13 protein-coding genes are annotated in these 11,668 nt (G+C 67.9%); 4 read left to right on the forward strand and 9 right to left on the reverse strand.

What is annotated here, in order from left to right; genetic code table 11:
* Positions 1 to 403 precede the first annotated feature (403 nt).
* Complete coding sequence (locus ACFRCG_RS25070) at positions 404 to 1,291, forward strand: enoyl-CoA hydratase/isomerase family protein (RefSeq protein WP_380035042.1); 888 nt, start codon at positions 404 to 406, stop codon at positions 1,289 to 1,291.
* A 189-nt stretch (positions 1,292 to 1,480) separates the two neighbouring features.
* Positions 1,481 to 2,035 carry a flavin reductase family protein gene (locus ACFRCG_RS25075; protein ID WP_379999252.1) on the forward strand — a complete coding sequence of 185 codons (555 nt, stop codon included), beginning with the start codon at positions 1,481 to 1,483 and terminating at the stop codon, positions 2,033 to 2,035.
* 63 nt (positions 2,036 to 2,098) lie between these two features.
* Here the strand turns inward: ACFRCG_RS25075 and ACFRCG_RS25080 are convergent, their stop codons facing one another.
* The 3 genes from ACFRCG_RS25080 to ACFRCG_RS25090 form a co-directional block, all read right to left on the reverse strand.
* On the reverse strand, positions 2,099 to 3,760 hold the full coding sequence (locus ACFRCG_RS25080) for a cation acetate symporter (RefSeq protein ID WP_380035198.1): 1,662 nt from the start codon (positions 3,758 to 3,760) through the stop codon (positions 2,099 to 2,101).
* A 53-nt stretch (positions 3,761 to 3,813) separates the two neighbouring features.
* Complete coding sequence (locus tag ACFRCG_RS25085; RefSeq protein ID WP_380035045.1) at positions 3,814 to 4,239, reverse strand: DUF485 domain-containing protein; 426 nt, start codon at positions 4,237 to 4,239, stop codon at positions 3,814 to 3,816.
* A gap of 365 nt (positions 4,240 to 4,604) precedes the next feature.
* On the reverse strand, positions 4,605 to 5,171 hold the full coding sequence (locus ACFRCG_RS25090) for an ATP-binding protein (RefSeq protein ID WP_380035048.1): 567 nt from the start codon (positions 5,169 to 5,171) through the stop codon (positions 4,605 to 4,607).
* A gap of 129 nt (positions 5,172 to 5,300) precedes the next feature.
* Here ACFRCG_RS25090 and ACFRCG_RS25095 point away from each other — a divergent pair, with 129 nt between their 5' ends.
* The gene (locus tag ACFRCG_RS25095) at positions 5,301 to 6,152 is read left to right on the forward strand and encodes a helix-turn-helix domain-containing protein (RefSeq protein ID WP_380035051.1); all 852 of its coding nucleotides are present in this window, start codon (positions 5,301 to 5,303) and stop codon (positions 6,150 to 6,152) included.
* A gap of 8 nt (positions 6,153 to 6,160) precedes the next feature.
* The gene (locus ACFRCG_RS25100) at positions 6,161 to 6,352 is read left to right on the forward strand and encodes a hypothetical protein (RefSeq protein WP_380035054.1); all 192 of its coding nucleotides are present in this window, start codon (positions 6,161 to 6,163) and stop codon (positions 6,350 to 6,352) included.
* Positions 6,353 to 6,649: 297 nt separating this feature from the next.
* Here the strand turns inward: ACFRCG_RS25100 and ACFRCG_RS25105 are convergent, their stop codons facing one another.
* The 6 genes from ACFRCG_RS25105 to ACFRCG_RS25130 form a co-directional block, all read right to left on the reverse strand.
* Positions 6,650 to 7,360: a DinB family protein gene (locus tag ACFRCG_RS25105; RefSeq protein WP_380035057.1), complete on the reverse strand. Its 711-nt coding sequence runs from the start codon at positions 7,358 to 7,360 to the stop codon at positions 6,650 to 6,652.
* A 148-nt stretch (positions 7,361 to 7,508) separates the two neighbouring features.
* Complete coding sequence (locus ACFRCG_RS25110; protein ID WP_380035060.1) at positions 7,509 to 7,976, reverse strand: MarR family transcriptional regulator; 468 nt, start codon at positions 7,974 to 7,976, stop codon at positions 7,509 to 7,511.
* A gap of 125 nt (positions 7,977 to 8,101) precedes the next feature.
* Positions 8,102 to 8,614 carry a hypothetical protein gene (locus tag ACFRCG_RS25115; protein WP_380035063.1) on the reverse strand — a complete coding sequence of 171 codons (513 nt, stop codon included), beginning with the start codon at positions 8,612 to 8,614 and terminating at the stop codon, positions 8,102 to 8,104.
* An 11-nt stretch (positions 8,615 to 8,625) separates the two neighbouring features.
* Positions 8,626 to 9,870 carry a hypothetical protein gene (locus tag ACFRCG_RS25120; protein ID WP_380035065.1) on the reverse strand — a complete coding sequence of 415 codons (1,245 nt, stop codon included), beginning with the start codon at positions 9,868 to 9,870 and terminating at the stop codon, positions 8,626 to 8,628.
* Positions 9,867 to 10,250: a hypothetical protein gene (locus tag ACFRCG_RS25125; RefSeq protein WP_380035068.1), complete on the reverse strand. Its 384-nt coding sequence runs from the start codon at positions 10,248 to 10,250 to the stop codon at positions 9,867 to 9,869. Before ACFRCG_RS25125 ends, ACFRCG_RS25120 begins: the two co-directional genes overlap by 4 nt.
* Positions 10,251 to 10,433: 183 nt before the next feature.
* Complete coding sequence (locus ACFRCG_RS25130) at positions 10,434 to 11,501, reverse strand: Zn-dependent alcohol dehydrogenase (RefSeq protein WP_380035071.1); 1,068 nt, start codon at positions 11,499 to 11,501, stop codon at positions 10,434 to 10,436.
* Positions 11,502 to 11,668: the final 167 nt, after the last annotated feature.

The following is an 11,668-nucleotide window of genomic DNA, read 5'->3' on the forward strand; positions in this document are numbered from 1 at the left end:
CGCGTTTGAGGCCACCCCAACCAGACCAACACTCGACGCCAGACACAAACCTCCCAGCCCGCCCGGCGCATGAGGCCACTCAGCCCGGCCGGCGCTTGAGGCCACCCAACCAGACCGACACACCACGCCAGACACAAACCTCCCAGCCCGGCCGGCGCATGAGGCCACTCAGCCCGGCCGGCGTTTGAGGCCACCCCAACCAGACCAACACTCGACGCCAGACACAAACCTCCCAGCCCGCCCGGCGCATGAGGCCACTCAGCCCGGCCGGCGCATGAGGCCAACCCAAACCAAACCAAAGCCCACGCCGGACACAACCCGGTCCAGCCCGGCCGGCATTTGAGGCCAACGCACGACCAGCCCGTCCGGCGCTCGAGGACGGCCAACCCACCCAGGAGCCACCATGACCACCCCCGACCAAGACCTGCTGCACAGCGTGCGCGCCGGCGTCCTGACCCTCACCCTCAACCGCCCCGCAGCCAGCAACTCCCTCACCTGGTCCCAACGCGAACTCCTGATCGACCTCCTGGCAGAGGCCTCCGCAACGGAACAGATCCGAGCCGTAATCCTCACCGCCGCAGGCCAAAAGCACTTCTGTACCGGCATGGACCTCCGCAGCAGCCCCGGCACCAAGTCCCTCCTCGCCGAAGCCGCAGCCCAAGCCGAAGACGCGAACACGGACACGGCCACGGCCACGGACACCGACACCCCCCAACCCCCCACCCGCCCCACCGGCTACGCCACCCGCATGATGAAGACGGGCGTCCAACGCCTCACCAACGCGATCCTGGACTGCGAAAAGCCCGTGCTCGCAGCAATCAACGGCACCACCGCCGGCTACGGCATGAGCCTCGCCCTCGCCTGCGACCTCGTGATCGCCGCCGACTCGGCCCGCTTCATCCAGATCTTCACCCGTCGCGGCCTGGTCCCGGACGGCGGCAGCGCCTACCTCCTCCCCCGCCTGGTCGGCCCACAGAAGGCCAAGGAACTCATGTTCTTCGGCGACGACCTCCCCGCCGCCGAGGCACTCCGGATCGGCGTCGTGAACAAGGTCGTCCCCGCCGACGAACTCGACGCCACGGCCCGCGAATGGGCCGAGCGCCTGGCCACGGGCCCCACCCGGGCGTACGCGTTCACCAAGCACCTGGTGAACCGCTCCCTCGAAAGCGACCGCACGACGGCCTTCGACGAGGAGGCCCGCATCGTCGAGGCGAACATGACCTCGCGCGACGCCAACGAGGGAGTCGCGTCGCTGATGGAGCGTCGCAAGCCGGAGTACTACGGCTGGTAATCGAACGCCGGCGGCCGGCCGAGGACCCCCACCACGGCCCGCCGACGGGCGGATGTGCCTTACGCCACAAGGCAACTGACGAGTCGTCAGATGTGACGAAGGACCCGCTCTCGTTTGATTGACGCAAGGAAATCGGGTGACGTAGCGTCACAGACCCGACGCCCCTAGACACCTGCGAGGAAGTCCATCATGGGCAAGATCGACGCAGCGAGCACGAAGCCGGCGGATCCCGCCGCGATCGCCCTGCCCGAGGGCGACGGCATCGTCGAGGCCGCCACGTTCCGACACGTCCTCGGCCACTTCGCCAGCGGCGTGACGGTGATCACTGCGCTCGACGGCGACACCCCGGTGGGCTTCGCGTGCCAGTCCTTCGCCTCGCTCTCGCTCGACCCGCCGCTGGTCACCTTCTTCGTCGCCAAGACCTCCACCACGTGGCCGCGGATCCGCCCGGGCGGCCGCTTCTGCGTCAACGTGCTCGCCGAGGACCAGGAAGCCCTGTGCCGCGCCTTCGCGGTCAGCGGCGCCGACAAGTTCGCCGGCGTCTCCCACGCCCCGACGCCGACCGGATCGCCGAGGCTGGACGACGTCCTGGCCTGGATCGACTGCACGCTGGAGAGCGTGGTGGACGGCGGCGACCACGAGATCGTGATCGGCCGGGTCCAGGCCCTCGACGCGCCGCGCGTGGAGTGCGCGCCGCTGCTGTTCTACAAGGGCCGCTTCGGCCACCCCAGCCGCAACGGGTAGCCACGATCCCGGACCCGGGCGCGAGTCGCCGGGACCGGAGTCCGGGACCGTGGCGGTGTGCGATCAGTGCGCGCCGGCTCCGGTCAGGGCCCTGACCTCGAGTTCGGCGAACTTGCGGTCGTCGTCGTCGGTACGCCGGCGGCGGGCCGACAGCGCGCCGATCGCGGCGCACGCGAAGCCGACCGGGATCGAGATGATGCCCGGGTTCTCCAGCGGGATCGGCGCCGGCGTCGTACAGCTGAACAGCGCCGTGGCGTTGCCCACGTCCTTGCGGTCCTTCGAGACGTCGCAGTCCGACGCCTGCTTGGCCGTCAACTGCTTGATCGCGGGCTTCGTGTCGGTGGCCCCGCCCCAGCAGATCGGGGACAACAACACCACGAGCACCGAGGTGACCAGGCCGCCGTAGATGCCGAACACCGCGCCGCGCGTGTTGAAGTTCTTCCAGAACAGCGAGAACAGGATGGCCGGCAGGTTCGCCGAGGCGGCGATCGCGAACGCCAGCGCGACCAGGAACGCCACGTTCAACTCGCGGGCGAACACCGACAGTACGATCGCGGCCGTACCGATCACCAGCGCCGAGATCCGCGCGACCTTGACCTCGTCCTTGTCGGTGGTGCGGCCCTTGCGGAAGACGTTCGCGTACAGGTCGTGCGCGAACGACGAGGACGACGCGAGGGTGAGCCCGGCCACCACGGCCAGGATGGTCGCGAAGGCCACCGCGGCGATGAAGGCCAGCATCAGCGCGCCGCCGGTGGTACCCGCGCCGCCGCCGAGGTGTTCGGCGAGCCGGGTCGCGGCGGTGTTGCCGCTCGGATCGGCCTTCTTGATCTCCTTGCTGCCGATCAGCGCGGCGGCGCCGAAGCCCAGGATCAGGGTCATCAGGTAGAACACCCCGATGATGGCGATCGCCCAGGTCACCGAGCGGCGCGCGACGCGCGCGTTGGGCACGGTGTAGAAGCGGACCAGGATGTGCGGCAGGCCCGCCGTACCGAGCACGAGGGCCAGACCGAGCGAGATCAGGTCGATCTTCGACCAGCCGTCGGTGGCACCGTACTTGAGCCCCGGCTGCAGGAACGACTCGCCCGAACCGGACTTGCTCGCCGCCGTGCCGAGCAGGTCCGCCACGTTGAAGTCGAACTTGGCCAGCACCCACACGCACATCACGAACGCGCCCACCATCAGCAGGCCGGCCTTGACGATCTGCACCCAGGAGGTGCCCTTCATGCCGCCGACGGTGACGTACACGATCATCAGCGCGCCGACCGCCGCGATGACCGAGATCTGCGCGGCGTCGCTCTTGACGTCGAGCAGAAGCGAGACGACCGAGGCCGCGCCGACCATCTGTGCGATCAGGTAGAAGATCGACACCACGATCGTGGACACGCTCGCGGCCGTTCGCACGGGACGTTCGCGCATCCGGTTCGCGAGCACGTCGGCCATGGTGAACCGGCCGGAGTTGCGCATCGGTTCGGCGACCAGGAGCAGTGCCACCAGCCAGGCGACGAGGAAGCCGATGGAGTACAGGAACCCGTCGTAGCCGGACAACGCCAGGATGCCCGCGATGCCGAGGAAGGACGCGGCCGACATGTAGTCGCCGCCGATCGCCAGGCCGTTCTGGAGTGAGGTGAACGAGCGGCCGCCGGCGTAGAAGTCCGCCGCCGTACGGTTCTTGCGGCTCGCCCAGAAGGTGATGCCGAGAGTCACCACGACCAGTATGGCGAACATCGCGAACGTCCAGCCTCGGTTGCTGGACTTCGCGGCGAGTTCGAGAGAAAGATTCACGCTTCGAGTTCCTCTCGCAGTTCGGTGGCGACGGGGTCGAGTCGGGTACGCGCGAATCGCGAATAGGCCCAGGCGATCAGGAACGTCGACACGAACTGGAGCAGACCGAACACCAGGGCGACGTTGATGTGGTTCATCAGTTCCTTGGCCATGAAGTCGCGCGCGTAGGCGGACATCACCACGTACAGCAGGAACCACGCGAGGAATGCGGCGGTCACCGGGAAGATGAAGGAACGTTGACGCCGTTTCAGCGCCCCGAACCTCGGATCCTGTTCCATCTCCAGATACCCGGTGCGATCGTCGACGTACGGCACGCGCGGAGCCGGGACGGCGGCGGAGTCCGGTTCCGGCTCAAGCTCGGCGACCAGTTCGGAAGCGGGCTCGGGGGGACGATCGTGCGGATCTTCGTGCGGAGTCGGCATGAGGCGGTAGGGCTCCTCTCCAGCGGACACCCCGCGCGTGGCCCGAGGCGCCGATCGGGTACCAAACCGCGGTCCGTGGGACCTGGGGCCGCAGCGGAGCGAGTTTAGAGGCGCCGCCGGGACGCGCGGAACCTATCCGATCAACTGAAAGCGGGACTGACGGGTTACGCGGATAACCCATGAATTCCCAAGACCCACAGAATCGACCGAACTTGACACCGATTCCCCGAACTTCGACCGAACCACCGACCAAGTCGCCTATTCTGGACCGTCTTTGCCAATCAGCGTCACACCCGAAAGCCCTCGATCACCATCCCCCGATCCGGATCTTCCCCACCCGACGCGTCGAGCCGGCGCACCGCCGGTCACCGCCGCCGCATCCCCACCACGACCGACTTGCCGCACCCGGGCCGCGCCACCACCGCCCACACATCGGCGACCCGATCCACGAGCAACAACCCCCGCCCACCGCAGTCCCGCCGCCCGGGCGAGCCGACCCGAGGCCGCCCGGATCCGTGGTCGGAGACGGCGAGCCAGACGTACCCGTCCACGAACCAGAGCACCATCTCGACCGGCCGCCGCGCCCCGTATCGCACCGCGTTCGTCACCAACTCGGAGGCCAGTAGCACGAGTTCATCCACCATCTCGGCAGAACAATCACGCGGAAGAGCCCCCACGACAGCCCGCCGAGCGCAACGCACCGAGGCCGGCTCGGCGGGAAGACTCCAGTGCGACGGAACAACGGGAATCGGAGGCGAACATCGATCGTCGGAACAGAGGGTTTCGGACATGGCCAACTCCTCGACAAAACAGCCGTGATGAGCACAGGCGCGCCGAACACGCGCCGCCGACGAAACCGGTGGCCTACCTCCCGAGCGCGACACACCCACCCCGGAACAGGCGAGCACGCCAACGCGGTGCACTTCCGGCATCGCTTTGCGTACTTGAAGCAGTACTCACCGTAGGGCCTTGGGAGCACATGTGCCACCCGCTTGCCAAAGGACGTTGGCCCAAGGCTTGGAAGCGGGGCAGACTGAGCAGCATGTACGCAGGGAGCGCGTGTGGCGCCGAGGAGTAACCCAACCGCTCGCCAGCAACGCCTGGGCGCCGAACTTCGCAAGCTGCGTGAGGCCGCCGGCCTGTCCACGGAGCAGGCGGCCTCGCTCCTGGCGACGAACCGAACCGTCATCACCAGCACGGAAGCGGGCCGCCATGGGATCAGTCCCGAGCGGGTGCGGCGCATGGCCTACAACTACGACTGCACGGACCAAGAGTTGGTCGACGCCCTGGCAGGCATGGGTGCCGACCGGACCAAGGGCTGGTGGGAAGACTTCCGAGACGTCCTACCGCCGACGTTCCTGGACATCGCCGAATTGGAGTGGTTCTCCCGGGACCTGCGGATGAGCACGATGGCGCACATCCCCGGGCCCTTCCAAACTGAGCCATACGCCCGCGCCCTCTTCCAAGCAGCGATTCCATCGCTCCCCGACGACGAGTTCGAGGCCCGGGTCTCTCACCGAACGCAACGTCGAAAGTCGCTCGATCGCCCGGGCGCACCCACGTACACGGCCATAATTCACGAGGCCGCACTCCGCATCGAGGTCGGCGGTCGCCGCGTGCTGCACGAACAGCTTGACCACATACTGGAGTTGATGGGTCACGCCAACATCGCCGTACGAGCCATCCCGTTCTCGGCTGGGGCGTTCCCCGGCTCCGGGCAGGCCTTCCTCTACGCCCACGCCGAGGTACCGAGCCTGGACACGGTGCAGCTGGACCGCACAAACGTCGCCGAGTTCCTGCATGTCGGGGCCCAACTCCGCAAGTTCAGTCTCCAACTCGACCAGATGGAACGGATCGCCCTTCCGGAATCCGGAACGCGCGACCTGATCCGCTCGATCGCCCACCAGTTCTAGGAGAACGCATGCCTGACATCACCTGGGATGAGCCCTTCTGCCAGGACTCCGGGAACTGCTTCCGCCTCGGCACCGACGCCGACGGCAACGCCTACATCGCCGTCGCCGGGCACGAGGACACCTACCTCACCGACACCATCGACGCCCTCCGCACCCTCATCCGCGACATCAAAGCCGGAAAAGCCGACCACCTGCTCTAATGGCCGTCCCGTCTGGTTGGCGCGCCAGGAGGCGGCGATCAACAGGACCGGTCCTCCGTCACAACGAGGCATCGTGGTCGGCATGCTGAAGTCGCACTGGCTCAGCCCGGTGAACGGGGCTGTCCAGAAAGGCTCCGACGCCGTGATCACACCGGCCACGGCGGATCACGGCATCGGCGCCAGGGGGCCTGCGGGGCTGTCCACAGCTCGGATCCGGAAGCCACCGCCCCGGCTCTCGCAGCGGACGATCACTCCGAAGAGCGACCGCATGATCGGGACCAACGTCAAGGACCCGGCTCAGCGTTCCTGCGTGTCGAGGTCACGGACGCAGAACCCGTGGTGTGCCCAGTCCTCGTCCAGTACCACCCGCAGGCACTCGACCACCGACTTGCCCACGGCGTACGGTGGCCAGCCCGGTCCCGCGGGAACGGGAGCGACCGCGGACAGCTCGTCGACCGTCACGGTCGCCAGCCAACGCTCCAGTTCGGCGGACTGCTCGTATCGCACGGCCAGTACCTCGTCGAGACCCGGGGTCGCCGCTCGATCGAGGCCCTGTTCCTCCTGATCGGGCACGAAGTCGGACGCCAACCCGATCCGAGTGAAGGGCCGGGTCGATCCCAGGCAACAGCGGCGAAACCACGAGTCGTGTACGAAAACCAGGTGGCGCAGGGTCTCCACTGCCGACCACTCGCCGGCGACACGCCGGTGCTCGGAGCCCGCGGCCATCGCACGGAGCCGCTCGACCGTCCTCGCCCAGTCGTCCCGTAGCCGTCGATGGGCTTTCCGCAGATCGGCCGGGTCGTCCGAGCGCATCGGCAACCGAACCGGATACCGCCGGTCCAGCTCGGCCTCGATGTAGGGCGTCACCTCCACGCCGTTGACCACCAGGTTGCCGACCAGCCCGTCGATCACGACGTCCCGCATCACCACGCCGATCAGCCGAGCGCGGGTCAGGTCGCACTCGCGAAACTCGGCGTCGGTCAGATCCTGATTCTCAAAACGCGCCATGCCGAGCATTGTGTACCGACGGGTCGACACCAGGCGGGCGTCCGGACGGAGAAGGTCCGGACGCGGGGCGTCCGAGACATCGTTCGCGACCAAAGGTCCCCACCCGCGAACTCGCCGGGCCAGGGCATCCGGCCCAGGCGCCGGTCCGTCACGCGGCCGGGCCGCCCGCGTTGTGGATCAGGCGTTGGAGGACCTTGAGCGTCGTGACGTAGTCCGCGTCGGCAATGCCCTCGTGGAGGGCCGCACGGATCGCCGGGGCGTTGCGGGCAAGGTCGACGCGGGCCTGTTCGCCCGCCTCGGTGAGGAACAGGCGGCCCTCGGCGTCGCGGGTCAACCAACCGCGCTCCACGAGCGCCTCGGACTCCGCCGCCAAGTCGTCCTCGGGGCGGAGGTAGGAGGCCATCGCCGCCCGCAGTTCCGGCACGGTCATCCCCGCGCCGTCCGGCGAGATGTCGTTCGCCGACAGATTGCGCAGCAGCCAGAACTGCGGCTGGGTGTAGCCCTTCTCGGCCTGCCGGGCCCGGGTGTAGGCGATGAGCGCTTCGTAGGCGACACCGGTCCAGTACGCGGCGGGCTGTCCGGCGAGTTCGGCATCGGAGATCTGCTGGGTGGTCATGGCACGTCCTCCTGGCACATCGGCGCGGATCCTGCACTGCGTGCAGGTCATGCGGCGACCGTAGGACTTCAAGTTCACTTGAAGTCAAGCGCGATCGACCCCGGGGCGTCGCCGGATACCGCCGGTCAGTTGAAGGCGTCCAGGTACACCGAGCAATCCACCCCCGCCGGCGGCGTGTTCACCAGGGCCGTCGTGGGCCACGTCCTCGTGTCGGTGAGCGCCGAGGTCGTGCCCACCTCGGGCCGCCAGCCGTGGCGTTCGGCGAAGCGGCGGATGTTCTGCGCGCCGATGGCGTCCATCGCGACCGGGGTGGTCAGTTTCGCGTCCGCCAGCACCCCCGGGACCGTGCCGCAGGGGATCCGATACGTCAGCTGCACGAGCGTCCCGCGCATGTTCGCCCTCACGTAATAGCGCACATTCGTGGCCCCCGGCGGCAGCGTAAGTCCGGTCAGCCGCAGCGACTCGCTCAGCGATACGTCGCCGCTCCCCGGGTCGGCGCGCGAGTCACGCTCGTCGTCCGACCAGGGATGCCACAGGAACAAACGCAGCGCCCCATAGCCCAGCAGCCCGAGCACCAGCATGCCCACGCAGAAGGCGCCCGCCAGAAACAGTGCGCGCCGGGCGCCCCTCCTCGCCACGCCCGAGGACGTCACCCGACCAGCCCCGGGGCCATGTACCACGTCGTGCTGCCCACGATGTCGAAGTCGTGGGCCAAACCCGTCTCGTTGAGTCGGGCCAGGTCGTTCTGCGGGACACCCTCGATGTCGTTTCTGTGTGCGCCGCCCTCGGGATTGCCCCAGTTGTAGCGCTTGTAGATGTCGACCCGGATCGTGCCCTCCGGATGGCCGTTGACCATCTTGAAGTCGGTGCCGACGATCCGATACTGATAGCCGTTCATCGTGTAATAGAAATCCTGCAACTCGGGCGTGACCGGTCCGTTCTCCATGTCCCGGGCCACGCTGCCGCCCTGCCACCCGGTGTCGAAATTACCACTCGGAGCATTCGACCGCATGGTGTCGTTGAGGATCTTCTGAAACGCGGGATCCGCCTTCAGGAACTCCTGCGCGTCGAACTGGACGTCCCGCCCGTCGCCTTCGAGCCAGTACTTCATGTAGGAGGCCGCACGATCGTTGCCGAAATACCCGTCCTGCGCCGCGACCATGGCCATGGCCGCCAGTTCGGTCGCGCGATCCCTGGCCGTGGGATCGGTGACGTTGAATTCGCGCTTGGGGCCGGTGTCCCCCCGGAGAAGCGGCGGCTTCGTGAAGTAGGGCGGGATGAGGTTGGATCCCCCGAAGCTCGTCGTATTGCGATCCGGCGGGTGGTCCGCGATTTCCCGGATGCGCTTGGCGATACTCCGGGCCGATTCGTCGTGCTGCCTTTTCAGGTCCTTGGCGGAATCGAGAATCGCGTCCAGGTCGTCTTCGGCCTGTTCCAGCGCCTTCTTCGCCTCCGCGTGCCGCGTGAGCAGGGCCTCCTGCTCCTTGCCGGACGTGGTCATCACCTCGAAGAACCGCAGATCGACGTCCGGATTCCCCTCCATCTGCTTCACCCGGGCCCGGGCCGCCACCGCCTGGGCCTCCAGTTCCGTACGCGAGCGCTGATACTCGGCGAGCAGGAACGACCATTCGCCGATGGTGCGTTCGACGCCGGACAGGGCGTCGTGCATGATCCACACCTCGGGATAGATGTGCTGCACGGCGTCGTGGCAACTGCCGCCGGCCAACCCGCTCCAGGCCCCGGGGTCCCGCAGCGTCTTCTCCATCTCGGTGCGTACATTGCCCACCTGCCCCGATGCCTGGCGCACCTTCTCGGCCAGCAGCGCAAGCGCCGGCAGCAGCCCGGGCGCCGGATCGAACCGCAGCCCCGGAAACTCCTTCTCGGCCGAACTCACGCGAACGCCTCCCCGATCCGGCTCGGCGCACCCGCGGCCGTGGTCACGGCCCCGGTCGGCGCGGACGAGCCGTTCGGAGCGAGCGTGGATCGCAGCGTGCTCATGGACGTGGCCGTGCGCTCGTCGGTCACCGCGTAGGCCCGCTTGGAGTCGTCGACGGCCTTGCGGAATTCCCCGATCCGGTCCTGGAAATCCTTGACCCGCTTCGACCACTTGTCCTTGAAGTGATCACAGGCGGTGTCGAGATCCTTGTGCCCGGTACGAATCGGGCCGGTCTCGTGGAGTGCGTCCAGCGCCCATTTCGCGGCCTGGGTCGAGCCGTCGAACCCGGATATCAGTGCATCCAGCCACGCAAAGTCGACAGAGAACTTTTCCGCCATCGCAATCCCCCCGGTTCGCAGCGTGGCAGAAACTATATCCCGTCTGTTGTAGAGGGCAATGAAAAACTCGGGAATCGTCCTTGATCAAAAACGGAAGCGCGCCCCTCGACCACGAGGGACGCGCTTCGACACCGCGGCGATCGCCGGTGGAAGCCACCGGGGCGCCGGCCGAGGGGGCCGACGTCAGAAGACGAAGACACCTCGGGCGACCTTGCCCGCCTCGGCGTCCTCCACCGCCTGGTGGAAGTCGTCCAACGCGTAGGTCTGGGTGACCAGTTCGTCGAGCTTGAGGGCGCCGGTCCGGTACAGGTCGGCGTAGCGGGCGATGTCGTACTGCGGGCGCGAGGAGCCGTAGCGGCAGCCCATGATCGACTTGTCCAGGAACATCGAGGACACGTGGAACGACGCCTCGGCGTCCGACGGCGCGACGCCCAGGATGATCGCCTGGCCGGCCCGGCCGAGCATGTCGATCGCGTTGCGGATCACCGCGACGTGCCCGACGCACTCGAACGCGTGGTCCACGCCGCCCGGGACAAGTGCCTGTACCGCCTTGACCGAGTCCTCCACGGCACGCGCGTCGACGAAGTCGGTCGCGCCGAACTCGCGCGCCACCGCCTCCTTCGCCGGGTTCGCGTCGACGGCCACGATCCGGACCGCGCCCGCGAGCTTCGCGCCCTGGATCACGTTCAGCCCGATGCCGCCGGTACCGATCACCGCGACCGTGTCGCCGGGCTGCACCTTCGCCCGGTTGAGCACCGCACCGACCCCCGTCAGCACTCCGCAGCCGATCAGCGCGGCGGAGGCCAACGGGATGTCCTTCGGGATCTTCACCGCCTGGACGCCCTTGACCACGATCCGCTCGGCGAACACCGACAGGCCCGCGAAGTTGTAGACCGGCTTGCCGCCGCGCGTGAACGGCTGGTTGAGCTGACCGAAGCTCTTGGCGCACATCGTCGGCCGACCCCGGTCGCACTCCCGGCACGCGCCGCACGAGGCCAGCGTGGACAGCGCGACGTGGTCGCCGGCCTTGACGTGGGTCACCAACTCGCCCACGGCCTCCACGACTCCCGCGCCCTCGTGCCCGAGTACGACCGGGGGCGGGAAGGGGATGGTGCCGTTGATCACCGAGATGTCGCTGTGGCACAGACCGGCCGCGCCGATCTTCACCAAGACCTCGTTGGCCCCGGGTGCGCGGACCTCCAGGTCGTCGACGATCGAGGCTTCCTTGCCGTCGAAAAGAACGCCCTTCACCGGTTCCTCCTCCATCGGAAATGGGCTGACGAGCCGGGGCGCTCGACGGCTGACCGACCCGACCGTCTCCGGAACCGAATTCCGAGCGCGCACGCGTACCCGCGCGGCACTCTAGCCCGGAACTGATGAGCAGTCAGCCGGTTGTGACAGTCCTCTCGTATCACCCC

This window comes from Embleya sp. NPDC056575, from assembly GCF_042793325.1.
Classification (GTDB): Bacteria; Actinomycetota; Actinomycetes; order Streptomycetales; family Streptomycetaceae; genus Embleya.

Excerpts from the sequence above, each read along its gene's own strand:
- ACFRCG_RS25080 (WP_380035198.1), bottom strand. The coding sequence starts at position 3,760 with ATGTTCGCCATACTGGTCGTGGTGACTCTCGGCATCACCTTCTGGGCG.
- ACFRCG_RS25105 (WP_380035057.1), bottom strand. The coding sequence starts at position 7,360 with ATGGCGCGTTTTGAGAATCAGGATCTGACCGACGCCGAGTTTCGCGAG.
- ACFRCG_RS25100 (WP_380035054.1), top strand. The coding sequence starts at position 6,161 with ATGCCTGACATCACCTGGGATGAGCCCTTCTGCCAGGACTCCGGGAAC.
- ACFRCG_RS25085 (WP_380035045.1), bottom strand. The coding sequence starts at position 4,239 with ATGCCGACTCCGCACGAAGATCCGCACGATCGTCCCCCCGAGCCCGCT.
- ACFRCG_RS25075 (WP_379999252.1), top strand. The coding sequence starts at position 1,481 with ATGGGCAAGATCGACGCAGCGAGCACGAAGCCGGCGGATCCCGCCGCG.
- ACFRCG_RS25110 (WP_380035060.1), bottom strand. The coding sequence starts at position 7,976 with ATGACCACCCAGCAGATCTCCGATGCCGAACTCGCCGGACAGCCCGCC.
- ACFRCG_RS25090 (WP_380035048.1), bottom strand. The coding sequence starts at position 5,171 with ATGCCGGAAGTGCACCGCGTTGGCGTGCTCGCCTGTTCCGGGGTGGGT.
- ACFRCG_RS25070 (WP_380035042.1), top strand. The coding sequence starts at position 404 with ATGACCACCCCCGACCAAGACCTGCTGCACAGCGTGCGCGCCGGCGTC.
- ACFRCG_RS25125 (WP_380035068.1), bottom strand. The coding sequence starts at position 10,250 with ATGGCGGAAAAGTTCTCTGTCGACTTTGCGTGGCTGGATGCACTGATA.